Genomic DNA, 14,468 nt, shown 5'->3' on the forward strand with positions numbered 1-14,468 from the left:
ACATTTAAGGACAACCTGAAAAGGTTGTCCTTTTTGTATTTAGATAGATAATGATCGATCTTTGATTATTATATAAAGGTGCTCATATAAAATCTTATTGAGGGGGCCATTTGTGCCCGAAGAAGAGGAGAAAGTTCCTGAACGGTAACAAAAGAGGCTCTTTAATGCCTGAAGAGGAGGAAAAAGTCCCTGAACGGTAACAAAAGAGGCTCTTTAATGCCCGAAGATGAGGAGAAAGTCCCTGAACGGTAACAAAAGAGGCCCTTTAATGCCCGAAGAAGAGGAAAAAGTTCCTGAACGGTAACAAAAGAGGCTCTTTAATGCCCGAAGATGAGAAAAGAAGCCTTTAGCGGTAACAAAAGAGGATCTATAATGCTCGTACAAGGTACAAAGACCTTAAACAGAAACAAAAGATGGTTTTAAATGTACAAACAAGAGTAAAGAGGCCTCCACCGATGCCAACCAGCCGTAAAATTCACCGCTACCAAGAAAAATTCTTTAGGACCCTCTATTCATTACACAATATAGGTGGCCGGCAAATCACAGTCAACCCAAATACGTTGTCTTTTTTTGTTCTTAATCAACTACTCCCCAACACAGCAATACATTTTTAACTTTTCCTAGGTTTCACAATGGCGAGATTTGGAGAAAATCATTAGTAGTGAATCGTTGCATCTACATAAAAAATTCAGTATAATTTAGTCAAATATAGTCAAAGTCAGAGAATGGGGGTGGGAAGATGAGAAACATCTCTGATATTATTGAAAAATATCTCAAACAAGTATTGGAATTAAGTGAAAAAGACCTTGTTGAAATTAAACGAAGTGAAGTCGCTGATAAATTCCAATGCGTTCCATCACAAATAAATTATGTAATTAATACCCGTTTCACCATTGAAAGAGGATATATTGTTGAAAGTAAACGCGGCGGTGGTGGATATATACGGATCATGAAGGTCCAATCCCATGACCTTGCCCATTTAATTGATCAATCGCTTGCACTTATTCAAAGCAGAATTAGTCAAACAAGTGCTGAAGATGTCATTTTCAGACTTGTTCAAGAAGAAATTGTCTCACAGCGGGAAGCGAAAATTATGTTAAGTGTTATTGATCGTTCCGTTCTTTATATTGATCTTCCATACCGAGATGAATTAAGAGCAAGAATGCTAAAGGCTATGTTAACATCTTTAAAATATAAATAAATTTTTTCGCTTGAGAGGTGAAAGTATGATTTGCCAGGAATGCAACCAAAGACCTGCAGCCCTCCATTTTACAAAAATCATTAATGGTGAAAAAACGGAAGTTCATCTTTGTGAAAAGTGTGCTCAGGAAAAAGGAGAAATGTTTATTTTTAATGGGGAATCTGGATTCGCTTTTAATAATTTATTAGCAGGATTATTAAATATAGACCCTACCTTTCAAAAGCCTAGTCAAAGTCCATTTCATCAGGAGGAAATCCTTCAATGCGACACTTGCTCGATGACATTTCCGCAGTTTTTAAAAGTCGGCCGCTTCGGTTGTTCTCATTGCTATGAAGCTTTTAAAGAACAACTGAACCCCGTGTTAAAGAGACTTCACAGCGGAAACTGGACACATAATGGGAAAATACCAAAGAGAATTGGTGGAGGCATCCATCTTCGAAAACAAATTGATGAATTAAAGAGTACTCTAAAAGAGTCAATTGCCAATGAAGAATTTGAAAAGGCAGCTGAGATTCGTGATGAGATACGTCATTTAGAGAGAAAATTAGCAACTAGCCACGAGGGAGGGGAATAACGTGTCGCTTGAACGGTTTTTAAATCAAGCTGTCAGCTCCTGGATGAGTTCGGAAGGACCTGATTCAGATATTGTCCTCAGTTCCCGAATTCGTTTGGCTCGTAACTTTGATGCTTATAAATTTCCAACGCTTTTTTCACATGAAGAAGCAAAAATGATCATTGAAAAAACGGAGGAAATCATTAATCAGTCCTCTATTCAAAAGTTTGGCCAACTGGAGTTACTGAAAATTGATGAACTTCAGCCCCTGCAAAAAAGGGTATTAGTGGAAAAACATTTAATCAGCCCAAATCTTGCAGAGGACTCACCCTATGGGGCTGTTCTATTAACCGAAAATGAAGAAGTTAGTATTATGATTAATGAAGAGGATCATATCCGTATTCAATGTTTGTTTCCTGGTTTGCAATTATCTGAAGCCTTAGACGCTGCAAATGAAATTGATGATTGGCTTGAGAGTAATATTCAATACGCATTTGATGAAAAACACGGTTATTTAACCAGCTGCCCTACTAATGTTGGAACAGGTCTCCGTGCTTCTGTCATGATGCACTTGCCAGGGTTGATTTTAACGCAGCAAATTAATCGAATTATTCCTGCAATTAATCAATTAGGTCTAGTTGTTAGAGGAATTTACGGTGAAGGCAGCGAAGCATTAGGAAATATCTTTCAAATTTCTAATCAAATAACCCTTGGAAAATCGGAAGAAGATATTTGCCGTGATCTTAAGGGGGTTGTTAGCCAGTTAATTTCACAAGAAAGGTCAGCACGTGAAGCATTACGGAAAACTTCAAACATACAATTAGAAGACAGGGTGTTCCGATCACTAGGTGTGTTATCTAATAGCCGAATTATTGAAACGAAAGAAGCAGCAAGGTGTTTATCTGATGTTCGGCTTGGAATAGATATGGGTTATATTGAAAATATGCCTAAGACGATATTGAATGAATTAATGATCTTGACCCAGCCAGGTTTCTTACAGCAATATGCTGGGGGTTCATTAAGACCACATGAAAGAGATATCCGACGGGCAGCATTAATTAGGGAACGAATAAAAATGGAGCAAGAAAAATAGGTGAGGAGGAAGAGAATATGATGTTCGGCCGTTTTACTGAAAGAGCGCAGAAAGTTCTAGCATTAGCACAAGAGGAAGCGATTCGTCTTGGACATAACAATATTGGAACAGAGCACATTTTATTAGGATTAACTCGTGAAGGAGAAGGAATTGCAGCAAAGGCACTTTATGGCCTTGGCTTAGGTTCTGAAAAAATCCAAAAAGAAGTAGAAAACTTAATTGGCAAAGGACAGGAAGCTTCTCAAACCATCCACTATACTCCAAGGGCTAAAAAAGTCATTGAACTATCGATGGATGAGGCCCGTAAATTAGGACATTCCTATGTTGGGACCGAGCATATTCTCCTTGGCTTAATCCGTGAAGGGGAAGGGGTTGCCGCACGAGTACTTAACAATCTTGGGGTAAGTTTAAATAAGGCGAGGCAGCAAGTGCTTCAACTATTAGGAAGCAATGAGTCTGGTGGGCATCAAGGCGGGGCATCTGCTAGTGCGAACACCCCAACGCTTGATAGTCTTGCCCGGGATCTAACCTCTATTGCCCGTGAAGGAAGCCTTGACCCTGTGATTGGACGCGGGAAGGAAATTCAACGTGTCATTGAAGTATTAAGCCGTCGGACAAAAAATAACCCTGTATTAATCGGTGAGCCTGGTGTAGGTAAAACAGCAATTGCAGAGGGTCTGGCCCAACAAATTGTTAATAACGAAGTGCCGGAAATTCTTCGTGATAAACGAGTGATGACTCTCGATATGGGAACAGTCGTCGCCGGTACGAAATATCGAGGCGAATTTGAAGACCGTTTGAAAAAAGTAATGGATGAAATTCGCCAAGCAGGCAATATTATTCTTTTCATTGATGAGTTGCATACCTTAATTGGCGCAGGCGGCGCTGAGGGAGCGATTGATGCTTCTAATATCTTAAAGCCGTCACTTGCGCGCGGAGAACTCCAATGTATTGGAGCGACGACACTCGATGAATATCGTAAATATATCGAAAAAGATGCAGCGCTAGAACGTCGCTTCCAGCCAATTCGTGTCGATGAGCCAACCATGGAAGAATCGATTCAGATCTTAGAAGGACTACGCGACCGTTACGAGGCACATCACCGTGTATCGATTACTGATGAAGCGATTCAAGCAGCTGTCAAACTATCAGACCGCTATATCTCTGACCGTTTCCTGCCAGATAAGGCAATTGATTTAATCGATGAAGCAGGTTCTAAGGTACGTCTCCGCTCCTTTACCACTCCGCCTAATTTGAAAGAATTAGAAGTGAAACTGGAAGAAGTTCGCAAGGAAAAAGATTCTGCTGTTCAGAGTCAAGAATTTGAAAAAGCTGCTTCCTTAAGGGATACTGAACAGCGTTTACGTGAACAACTGGAGGAAACGAAGAAGAATTGGAAGGAAAAACAAGGGAAAGAAAATAATGAAGTAACCGTGGAAGATATCGCAAGTGTTGTTTCCAGCTGGACCGGAGTTCCTGTTTCCAAGCTTGCCCAAACTGAGATGACAAAGCTCCTTAATTTAGAGGAAGTTCTTCATTCTCGTGTGATAGGCCAGGAAGAGGCGGTTAAAGCCGTTTCTAAGGCTGTCCGTCGTGCCCGAGCAGGGTTAAAGGATCCAAAACGACCAATTGGTTCCTTCGTCTTCCTTGGACCTACAGGTGTAGGAAAAACTGAATTAGCACGAGCCCTTGCAGAGGCTATGTTTGGTGATGAGGATGCGATGATTCGGATTGATATGTCTGAGTACATGGAGAAACACTCGACCTCGCGTCTGGTTGGTTCACCACCAGGATATGTCGGCTATGAGGAAGGCGGCCAATTAACAGAAAAGGTTCGCAGAAAGCCATATTCAGTTGTATTACTAGATGAAATTGAAAAGGCACATCCGGATGTATTTAATATCCTTCTGCAAGTCCTTGAAGATGGACGGTTAACTGATTCCAAAGGTAGAACGGTTGACTTCCGTAATACAGTTCTGATTATGACGTCCAATGTTGGTGCTGAAGCACTAAAACGCAACAAGTATGTGGGCTTTAATATTCAGGATGGTGAGCAGGATTATAAAGATATGAAGGGGAAAGTGATGGGCGAATTAAAGAAAGCCTTCCGTCCTGAATTTTTGAACCGTATCGATGAAATTATTGTTTTCCATGCGTTAGAGAGAAAGCATCTTGAAGAAATTGTTACTTTGTTATCAGAGCAGTTAGTGAAACGCTTAAAAGAACAAAATATATCTTTAGAACTAACCGCTGCAGCAAAGGAGAAAATTTCTCAGGAAGGCTATGACCCTGAGTATGGAGCACGACCATTACGCCGTGCGATTCAAAAGCATATTGAAGACAGACTTTCTGAAGAACTATTAAAGGGAACCTTATTAACAGGACAGCATGCAATCATTGATGTTGATAATGGAGAATTTATTGTTCGAATGGCTGAGAAAACAAGTTTAGTAAAATAGAACTTGGTAGAAATACCTATGGAGAGGTACACGTAAATAAAGTATATTCGTGTACCTCTTTTTCTATCGATTTTTTGAAATGAAAAAGTAAAATAGGTGTGGTAACCTTTAAATAGTTAGCAAATTTTGGCTCTAGCACCCGGCGTATTCCGCTATATGGTGCTTGTGCCTTTCTTATGTGGCAAGAGAGGATCGAAGATTATGGCAAAACGAAAGACTAAGTTTATGTGTCAGGAATGCGGATATGAATCACCAAAGTGGATGGGAAAATGTCCTGGCTGCGGTGAATGGAATAAGATGGTTGAGGAAGTTGAAGTAACTGGTGCCACGAGAAGAGGGGCCTTTGCTCATTCTCAAAGTGGAACAGGGCTTCTAGCGAAACCAATGCCAATTAATTCCATTGAAATGGAAAATGAACCACGGATTCTTACTGATTTAAACGAATTAAACCGTGTCCTTGGCGGCGGTGTGGTTAAGGGCTCATTAGTGTTAATTGGTGGAGACCCAGGAATTGGGAAGTCAACGCTTCTCTTACAAGTTTCATCGCAACTCGCGAATAAAGGAAATCAGGTTTTATACATATCGGGTGAAGAATCGTTGCGGCAAACCAAACTTCGTGCAGAGCGATTAGGTATCTCTTCTGAAAATCTCCTCGTATACTCTGAAACAAATCTTGAGGAAATTAACCGGACCATCGATGGTACGAGTCCAAGCTTTGTCATCATCGATTCGATCCAAACGGTCTTTCACCCAGATGTAACAAGCGCGCCAGGGAGTGTCTCACAGGTTCGTGAGTGTACCTCGGAATTAATGAGAATTGGGAAGACCAAAGGGATTGCGATCTTTATTGTTGGACACGTAACAAAAGAAGGGTCCATTGCGGGTCCAAGGCTGTTAGAACATATGGTGGATACCGTCCTTTATTTTGAAGGAGAAAGACACCATACCTATCGAATCCTGAGAGCCGTTAAAAATCGATTTGGTTCGACCAATGAAATGGGAATTTTTGAGATGAAAGAATTGGGCCTTGAAGAGGTAGCCAATCCTTCTGAAATATTCTTAGAGGAGCGTTCGCGGGGTGCAGCAGGCTCCACGGTAGTGGCATCGATGGAAGGGACAAGACCGGTCCTTGTGGAAATTCAAGCCTTAATTTCCCCAACCAGTTTTGGAAACCCACGAAGAATGGCCACAGGTATTGATCATAACCGTGTGCCACTTTTGATGGCAGTTTTAGAAAAGCGGGTCGGGATGCTCCTTCAGAACCAGGATGCCTATCTAAAAGTGGCTGGTGGCGTGAAATTGGATGAGCCAGCGATTGATTTAGCCGTTGCTGTCAGTATTGCTTCAAGTTTCAGAGATAAGCCGACAAGACCGACTGATTGTATCATTGGGGAAGTCGGGTTAACCGGTGAAGTAAGAAGGGTGTCAAGGATTGAGCAGCGTGTCCAAGAAGCTGCCAAACTTGGTTTTGAGCGCGTCATTCTACCTGCTAATAATCTTGGCGGCTGGAAAGGACCGACGGGAGTCGAACTTATTGGTGTTTCGAATGTAAGTGAAGCATTAAAAGCAGCGTTGGGAGGGTAGCAGATGGAAAGTAAAAAGTTAGGAGAGCATACAGTAAGTGAAGTATTACAGTTCCTTGCACCTGGTACACCCATTCGTGAGGGCATCGACAATGTACTTCGTGCCAACACAGGAGGCCTTATTGTCATAGGTTTTAACGAAAAAGTAAAAAGTATCGTTGATGGTGGGTTTGAAATTAATTGTCCGTTTTCGCCAAGCTTTTTATATGAATTGGCCAAAATGGACGGCGCTATTATCCTTAATGAATTAGGGAATAAAATTTTGTTTGCTAATGCCCAGCTAGCCCCTGACTCAGATATCCCCTCTACAGAAACAGGAATGCGGCACCGCACCGCTGAAAGAACAGCAAAACAAACAAAAGCACTAGTCATCGCGATCTCCCAAAGGAGAAATGTTATTACCCTGTATCAAGGGAATTTCCGTTATGCCTTAAAAGATATTGCGGTTATTTTAACAAAGGCCAATCAAGCCATTCAGACGCTTGAAAAGTATAAGACTGTCCTAGAACAAAGTATTACCAATCTGAGTATTCTGGAGTTCGAAGAGTCCGTAACCTATAACGACTTTTTACTAGTTCTCCATCGGTTTGAAATGGTCCTAAAGATCAAAAACGAGCTGCTAACCTATTTACATGAATTAGGGACTGAAGGCCGTCTCATTCGTTTACAACTGAATGAAATCTTAACCGATTTGGAAGTGGAGACGATGCTCATTATCAAAGATTATGCCTTTGATAGAGACGTCAAGGCCAGAGACGTGCTCAACCGGATGCAGGCAATGACTACGAATGGAACGATAGAGGATATGGTGTTATTAAAACTAATGGGGTATCTTGGTTATGTTCATCTTGATGAGAATAAAAATCCGCGCGGTTACCGCATTCTTAATAAAATTCCCAGACTTCCATCTATCATTATTGAAAATTTAATTAGCAGTTTTGGTGAACTCGCCAAAATCATCTCAGCATCTGTCGAAGAGCTCGATGATGTCGAAGGGATTGGGGAAGTTCGTGCCAAAAAGATTAAGGAAGGCTTTAAATTAATTAAAGAGCGGTTATACACTGACCGTCATCTCTAATTTAAAATAGTAAAAAAAATCCAATTGTTTGACACAGAAATATTCCAATGCTACCCTATGGGGAGAAATCATCTACCCATGATAATTCACAGCAACAATCATTTAAAAAGAACATTTATGGGAAAAAATAATCAGTAAATTAAGGTTTCATTTTTATGAATATGTTTATAATGAGTAGAGGAGGTGAAGGAATGTTAAAACGTATTGTGCAGGCTTGCTTCCTCATTATGGGTGGTACGCTTGGTATATTGTTATTACCGGAATTGTTCAATTTACTTCATATTAATGACATTCCCTTAATTAACAACTCGTATATCACTGCTGTTTTAGGTGCTATCATTTTTTATCTTATTACCTTTTGGGCAGTAGATCATGTCTTTAATTTTATTAAATGGGCTGAAGATTCTTTAGTAAAAGTACCTGTTACTGATGTCCTTTTTGGTAGTGTGGGTCTTATATTTGGGTTGTTGGTGGCCTTTTTAATCGGTTTTGCCCTTAATGCGATTCAAGTCCCGATTTTAAACGCCGTAGTGCCAATCTTGCTGACCATTTTATTTGGCTATCTTGGATTCCAGGTAGGTTTTAAGAAAAGGGATGAACTGCTAGGTCTTTTTGGGAACCGCAGTAATAAGAAAAAAACCAGTGACGACGAGAGTGAAAAAGAAGCGAATCATCCGTTGAAAATATTAGATACCAGTGTGATTATTGATGGACGCATTGCTGATATTTGTCAGACTGGATTTTTAGAAGGTACGATTGTCATTCCACAGTTTGTCCTCGAGGAGTTACAGCATATTGCTGATTCATCTGATGTTTTAAAACGGAATCGTGGTCGGAGAGGTTTGGATATTTTAAATCGAATTCAAAAGGAACTTGCTATTAAGGTTGAAATCTATGAAGGTGATTTTGAGGAAATTAGTGAAGTGGATTCAAAACTTGTCAAATTAGCAAAAATCACAAATGGTATCTTGGTCACCAATGATTTTAATTTGAATAAAGTTTGTGAATTGCAGAATGTTTCTGTGCTAAACATCAATGATTTAGCGAACGCCGTCAAACCTGTCGTTCTTCCAGGGGAGGAATTAACAGTGCAAGTGATTAAGGACGGGAAAGAATATCATCAGGGCGTTGCTTACTTAGATGACGGAACTATGATCGTTGTCGAGGAAGGAAGAGAATATATCGGGAAACGAATTGAGGTTCTCGTCACAAGTGTTCTCCAAACATCGGCAGGAAGAATGATATTTGCCAAACCAAAACTATTAGAAAAAGCATTATAGATGAAAAAGCGGAAGCACCTTCGGAACAAGCACAGCTTGTTCCGGCGCGGCTTCGCTCCTAAGCATAATCTTGTGGAGCTAGATTGAATAGAGTGGGGTTTTTATATGACTTACCAAGTCATTCTCCCGGCAGCTGGTCAGGGAAAAAGAATGGGAGCAGGAAAAAATAAGCTTTTATTAGAGGTTAACGGTGTACCTGTACTAATCCATACAATAAGGGTGTTTGAACAGGATGAAGCCTGCAGTAAAATTATTGTAGCGATCCACCCACAAGATGAATGGGAATTTAAGGCCTTATTCACAAAGTATAATCTTGCCAAAGCAATCCACTTAGTGCCCGGTGGAAAGGAACGTCAGGATAGCATTTATAATGCGCTGAATACAGTGGAAACAGACGGGATTATTCTTGTACATGATGCGGCACGACCGTTTATCAGTAAAGAACATATTTACCGTTTAACAAAAATGGCTGAGGAAACAGGGGCGGCCATTTTAGGGGTACCGGTAAAGGACACTATCAAGAGGGTACAAGATGGTGTGGTAGTTGAAACTGTCGAACGTTCAAGCTTGTGGGCTGTTCAAACCCCACAGGCTTTTCGCATTTCGCTTCTGACGGAAGCCTATGATAGGGCAGAAAAGGATCACTTCCTAGGAACAGATGATGCTAGTTTAGTGGAGAGGCTCGGCTATCCAGTTATGGTGGTCGAAGGCGACTACGATAATATCAAATTAACCACACCAGAAGATTTATATTTTGCTGAAGCGATATTGAATAAAAGGAGTTTTTCATAATGTTTCGTATTGGTCAAGGATTTGATGTCCATCAACTAACCGAAGGGCGTCCATTGATTATAGGAGGTATCACCATTCCTTATGAATTAGGTTTGCTGGGTCATTCAGATGCAGATGTTTTATTACATACGGTTTCTGATGCCTGCCTTGGAGCAATTGGGGAAGGGGATATTGGTAAACACTTTCCGGATACAGATCCTAATTTTAAAGATGCTGATTCCGCGAAGTTAATGGAACATGTGTGGCAATTGGTGAAAGATAAGGGGTATGAGCTGGTTAATGCTGATTGTACGATTATTGCTCAAAAGCCGAAAATGGCACCTTATATTGAGCAAATGCGCGTGAGAATTGCTGAATTATTAGAGGCGACACCTGAACAAATCAATGTAAAGGCAACCACCACGGAGAAGCTGGGATTCACTGGCAGAGGAGAGGGTATTGCCTCCCAAGCAGTTGTTTTGTTGAGAAAGGTTCATGAATAGTCTTTACCTGAAATCCTAGACAGTGATAGAATATTCAGTTGAAACCATTAATTATTAACTATGGAGGCATTGATATGTCAAACGAAGTTCGTGTAAGATATGCTCCAAGTCCAACGGGACATTTACATATTGGAAACGCCCGTACGGCATTATTTAATTACTTATTTGCACGTAATCAAGGCGGGAAATTTATTATTCGTATTGAAGATACTGATAAAAAGCGGAATATTGCAGGCGGAGAGGAAAGCCAGTTAAAATATTTAAAATGGCTTGGTATGGATTGGGATGAAAGTGTCGACGTCGGCGGTGAATACGGTCCATATCGTCAGTCTGAACGAAATGATATTTATAAAACCTACTATAATCAATTATTAGCGGAGGGCCATGCCTATAAGTGTTATTGTACTGAGGCTGAAATTGAAGCGGAGCGGGAGGCTCAGACTGAAAGGGGCGAAACGCCGCATTATTCGGGGAAATGCCGCCATTTAACAGATGAACAACGCCGGCATTTAGAAAGTGAAGGCCGTGAGCCAAGCATTCGTATCATCGTACCGGAAGGAAAAACCTACACGTTTGATGATATGGTAAAGGGAAGCGTTTCGTTTGAGTCCGAAGGGATGGGCGATTGGGTCATCATTAAAAAGGATGGCACGCCAACCTATAACTTTGCGGTAACGATTGATGATTATTTAATGAAAATCTCTCATGTGCTTCGTGGCGATGATCATATTTCTAACACACCAAAACAACTAATGGTCTATGAAGCGTTAGGCTGGGAACCGCCGATTTTTGGCCATATGACGTTGATTGTCAATGAAAGCCGTAAAAAGTTAAGTAAGCGGGATGAATCCATCATCCAGTTCATTGAGCAATATGAAGAATTAGGCTATTTGCCAGAAGCATTATTTAACTTTATTACTCTCCTCGGCTGGTCACCAGCAGGAGAAGAAGAGATATACTCTAAGAACGAGTTTATTGAAATATTTGATGCACATCGTTTATCTAAATCGCCAGCTTTATTTGATAAGCAGAAACTGCTGTGGATGAACAACCAATATACGAAAAAGATTGATATTAACCGTGCGGTGGGGCTAACTTTGCCACACTTAATAAAAGCCGGCCGCTTAAGTGAAAGCCTGACTGATGAGCAGCATCAATGGGTTCAAGGACTAGTAGAACTTTTACTGGAAAAAATGAGCTATGGTGCTGAAATCGTAGAATTATCCGAAATGTTCTTTAAAGATGAAGTGGACTATGAAGAGGATGCGAAGGAAATTCTAACAGGAGAAACGGTTCCAGAAGTATTAAAGGCATTTTCTCATGAACTTGACCAGTTAGAAAATTTCAAGGCTGATGGAATAAAGGCTGCCATGAAAGCAGTCCAAAAGTCGACAGGTCAAAAAGGAAAAAACCTATTTATGCCAATTCGCTCAGCTGTAACAGGGCAAACCCATGGCCCAGACCTGCCACAGGCTATTGAACTTTTAGGGAAAAATAAAGTTCAATCGCGAATTAATAAAATTATTAGTTAACAATGAGGAAGAAATGTAATATAGTAGAGTAAACAATTAGATAGTTACTAAAGTGTTGAAGAGGATAAGTAAAAAAAGGATGCTTGAAAGAGAAAACCATCACCGGCTGAAAGTGGTTAAAGCCTCTCGTTTTTTGAAATGCACCTCTGAGCCCTGTTTCGAAAAAAGTCAACTTCGAGTAGAAATGGGCGGAACCTATCCGTTAACAGGTAGAGTGAGACCAAAATGTAAGCTGAAGTTACCATGTAAGCTTTTCGGTCTAATCAGAGTGGAACCGCGCGTTAGGCGCCTCTGTCGTAATGACAGAGGCGTTTTTTAGTTCTCAAAAAAGACGCTTATGCTTTATAAAAAGGGGGAGAATGGTAATGTTCAAGAAGTTGAGGGAGGATGTAGAGGTTGTTTTTGAGCAAGATCCTGCTGCCAGAAGTTATTTAGAAGTCATCTTAACCTATTCAGGCTTGCATGCCATTTGGTCACATCGACTCGCGCATGCACTCTTTAATCGGAAATTATTTTTTCTAGCCAGGTTTGTTTCACAAGTAAGCCGATTTTTCACAGGTATTGAAATCCATCCTGGGGCAAAAATAGGCAGAAGATTTTTTATTGACCATGGCATGGGTGTTGTAATTGGGGAAACGTGTGAAATTGGGGATAATGTAACTATATATCAAGGGGTAACACTTGGTGGAACGGGGAAAGAAAAAGGGAAAAGGCATCCGACAATCAAGGATAATGTCCTAATTGCTACTGGGGCTAAGGTGCTCGGTTCAATCACCGTTGGAGAAAACTCCAAAATTGGCGGTGGTTCAGTTGTCTTGAAAGAAGTTCCTCCTAACTCAACAGTAGTAGGAATTCCAGGCCGAGTGGTTATCCAAGATGGAAGAAGAATCACAAGAGATTTAAACCATTGTGACTTACCAGACCCTGTTGCCGACCGCTTAAGAGAAATGCAAACCGACTTGGATCGGTTAATGTATGAACTCGAAGAATTAAAAGGAGAAAGGATAAAAATCAATGGCCATTCAACTTTATAATACACTTACTCGTAAAAAAGAAGCCTTCGTACCGCTCGAAGAGGGAAAGGTAAAAATGTATGTTTGCGGTCCGACTGTCTATAATTATATTCATATCGGTAATGCCCGACCGGCTATCGTTTTTGATACAGTCCGACGCTATTTAGAATATCGCGGCTATGATGTTAAGTATGTTTCCAATTTTACCGATGTTGATGACAAATTAATACGAGCTGCCAATCAACTAGGAGAAGAAGTACCAACAATTGCTGACAGATTTATCAATGCCTATTATGAAGATGTTACAGCCTTAGGCTGCCAAAAGGCGGATGTTCATCCGCGGGTAATGGAAAACATGGATATTATTATCGATTTCATTAGCCAGTTAATCGACAAAGGCTTCGCTTATGAATCGGCCGGAGATGTTTATTTTCGGACAAGAAAATTCGATGATTATGGAAAGTTATCACATCAATCAATTGATGATTTGCAGGTAGGTGCAAGAATTGAAGTCGGTGATAGGAAACAAGATGACTTAGACTTTGCCCTTTGGAAAGCGGCAAAGGAAGGGGAAATCTTCTGGGAAAGCCCATGGGGACTTGGCCGTCCAGGATGGCATATTGAGTGCTCGGCAATGGCCAAAAAGTATTTAGGTGAAACGATTGATATTCATGCGGGTGGACAGGATTTAACTTTCCCACATCATGAAAATGAAATTGCTCAGTCAGAAGCACTGTCAGGGAAATTATTCTCTCGTTACTGGATGCATAATGGCTATATCAATATCGACAATGAAAAAATGTCAAAGTCGCTAGGAAACTTTGTTTTAGTTCATGACATAATCAAGATGCATGATCCACAAGTGTTACGATTTTTCATGTTATCGGTTCATTATCGCAATCCAATTAATTACAACGAGGAATTACTGGAAAGTACGAGGGCAGCATTTGAACGTTTAACTACTTCCTATCAAAACTTAAAACATCGTAAAGAAGCGAGTACGGATTTAACAGATAATAATCAAGAATGGCTAGATAAAATTTCAGCATCAAAAGAACAGTTTATTGAGGCTATGGATGATGATTTTAACACAGCAAAAGCTATTTCTGTTTTATTTGACCTTTCGAAGCTGGCTAATTATTATCTGTTAGAAAAAAATACTGCTGTAGCTGTAATCGATGCCTTTACCAAACAGTTTGAAGACTTATTCCATGTTTTAGGGCTGACCATTGAAAAAGAAGAAATGTTAGACGAAGAAATTGATGCATTGATTGAAAAGCGAATTCAGGCTCGGAAAGATCGCAATTTCCAATTGTCTGACCAAATCAGAGATCAACTCAAGGAAATGAATATTATTTTAGAAGATACCCCGCAAGGTACAAGGTGGAAAAGAGGCTAATTC

At 40.4% G+C, this 14,468-nt stretch carries 12 protein-coding genes and 1 other annotated feature; all 12 genes read left to right on the plus strand.

All coding sequences use genetic code 11. The annotated features are described in order from the left end of the window. Positions 1-739: 739 nt before the first annotated feature. Positions 740-1,201, plus strand: coding sequence for a CtsR family transcriptional regulator (locus tag ACJ004_RS25510; RefSeq protein WP_410895935.1), 462 nt, complete (start codon positions 740-742; stop codon positions 1,199-1,201). A 25-nt stretch (positions 1,202-1,226) separates the two neighbouring features. Next, entirely contained in the window at positions 1,227-1,775 is a 549-nt protein-coding gene (gene mcsA, locus ACJ004_RS25515) for a protein-arginine kinase activator protein McsA (RefSeq protein ID WP_410895936.1), read from the plus strand. A gap of 1 nt (position 1,776) precedes the next feature. Beyond that, positions 1,777-2,847 (plus strand): protein-arginine kinase McsB, encoded by a 1,071-nt coding sequence (gene mcsB, locus ACJ004_RS25520; RefSeq protein WP_410895937.1) that lies wholly within the window; start codon positions 1,777-1,779, stop codon positions 2,845-2,847. Positions 2,848-2,864: 17 nt separating this feature from the next. Further along, on the plus strand, positions 2,865-5,306 hold the full coding sequence (clpC, locus tag ACJ004_RS25525) for an ATP-dependent protease ATP-binding subunit ClpC (protein ID WP_410895938.1): 2,442 nt from the start codon (positions 2,865-2,867) through the stop codon (positions 5,304-5,306). A gap of 201 nt (positions 5,307-5,507) precedes the next feature. Beyond that, positions 5,508-6,890 carry a DNA repair protein RadA gene (radA, locus tag ACJ004_RS25530; protein ID WP_410895939.1) on the plus strand — a complete coding sequence of 461 codons (1,383 nt, stop codon included), beginning with the start codon at positions 5,508-5,510 and terminating at the stop codon, positions 6,888-6,890. A 3-nt stretch (positions 6,891-6,893) separates the two neighbouring features. Beyond that, positions 6,894-7,967 (plus strand): DNA integrity scanning diadenylate cyclase DisA, encoded by a 1,074-nt coding sequence (disA, locus tag ACJ004_RS25535; RefSeq protein ID WP_410895940.1) that lies wholly within the window; start codon positions 6,894-6,896, stop codon positions 7,965-7,967. Between the two features lie 191 nt (positions 7,968-8,158). Then, positions 8,159-9,247: a PIN/TRAM domain-containing protein gene (locus tag ACJ004_RS25540; RefSeq protein ID WP_410895941.1), complete on the plus strand. Its 1,089-nt coding sequence runs from the start codon at positions 8,159-8,161 to the stop codon at positions 9,245-9,247. A gap of 105 nt (positions 9,248-9,352) precedes the next feature. Then, complete coding sequence (gene ispD, locus ACJ004_RS25545) at positions 9,353-10,039, plus strand: 2-C-methyl-D-erythritol 4-phosphate cytidylyltransferase (protein WP_410895942.1); 687 nt, start codon at positions 9,353-9,355, stop codon at positions 10,037-10,039. Continuing rightward, on the plus strand, positions 10,039-10,521 hold the full coding sequence (gene ispF, locus ACJ004_RS25550; protein ID WP_410895943.1) for a 2-C-methyl-D-erythritol 2,4-cyclodiphosphate synthase: 483 nt from the start codon (positions 10,039-10,041) through the stop codon (positions 10,519-10,521). The genes ispD and ispF overlap by 1 nt, the downstream gene beginning before the upstream one ends. A 74-nt stretch (positions 10,522-10,595) precedes the next feature. Further along, entirely contained in the window at positions 10,596-12,053 is a 1,458-nt protein-coding gene (gltX, locus tag ACJ004_RS25555) for a glutamate--tRNA ligase (protein ID WP_410895944.1), read from the plus strand. A 46-nt stretch (positions 12,054-12,099) separates the two neighbouring features. Next, positions 12,100-12,349: a binding site (T-box leader), on the plus strand. A 69-nt stretch (positions 12,350-12,418) separates the two neighbouring features. After that, on the plus strand, positions 12,419-13,087 hold the full coding sequence (cysE, locus tag ACJ004_RS25560; RefSeq protein WP_410895945.1) for a serine O-acetyltransferase: 669 nt from the start codon (positions 12,419-12,421) through the stop codon (positions 13,085-13,087). Then, complete coding sequence (gene cysS / locus ACJ004_RS25565) at positions 13,068-14,465, plus strand: cysteine--tRNA ligase (RefSeq protein WP_410895946.1); 1,398 nt, start codon at positions 13,068-13,070, stop codon at positions 14,463-14,465. Before cysE ends, cysS begins: the two co-directional genes overlap by 20 nt. Positions 14,466-14,468: the final 3 nt, after the last annotated feature.

The organism is Neobacillus sp. 204 (assembly GCF_046562815.1).
Taxonomy (GTDB): Bacteria; Bacillota; Bacilli; order Bacillales; family Cytobacillaceae; genus Neobacillus.

Coding starts and splice junctions, on each gene's coding strand:
- ACJ004_RS25510 (WP_410895935.1), top strand. CDS start 740: ATGAGAAACATCTCTGATATTATTGAAAAATATCTCAAACAAGTATTG.
- mcsA (WP_410895936.1), top strand. CDS start 1,227: ATGATTTGCCAGGAATGCAACCAAAGACCTGCAGCCCTCCATTTTACA.
- clpC (WP_410895938.1), top strand. CDS start 2,865: ATGATGTTCGGCCGTTTTACTGAAAGAGCGCAGAAAGTTCTAGCATTA.
- radA (WP_410895939.1), top strand. CDS start 5,508: ATGGCAAAACGAAAGACTAAGTTTATGTGTCAGGAATGCGGATATGAA.
- disA (WP_410895940.1), top strand. CDS start 6,894: ATGGAAAGTAAAAAGTTAGGAGAGCATACAGTAAGTGAAGTATTACAG.
- ACJ004_RS25540 (WP_410895941.1), top strand. CDS start 8,159: ATGTTAAAACGTATTGTGCAGGCTTGCTTCCTCATTATGGGTGGTACG.
- ispD (WP_410895942.1), top strand. CDS start 9,353: ATGACTTACCAAGTCATTCTCCCGGCAGCTGGTCAGGGAAAAAGAATG.
- ispF (WP_410895943.1), top strand. CDS start 10,039: ATGTTTCGTATTGGTCAAGGATTTGATGTCCATCAACTAACCGAAGGG.
- gltX (WP_410895944.1), top strand. CDS start 10,596: ATGTCAAACGAAGTTCGTGTAAGATATGCTCCAAGTCCAACGGGACAT.
- cysE (WP_410895945.1), top strand. CDS start 12,419: ATGTTCAAGAAGTTGAGGGAGGATGTAGAGGTTGTTTTTGAGCAAGAT.
- cysS (WP_410895946.1), top strand. CDS start 13,068: ATGGCCATTCAACTTTATAATACACTTACTCGTAAAAAAGAAGCCTTC.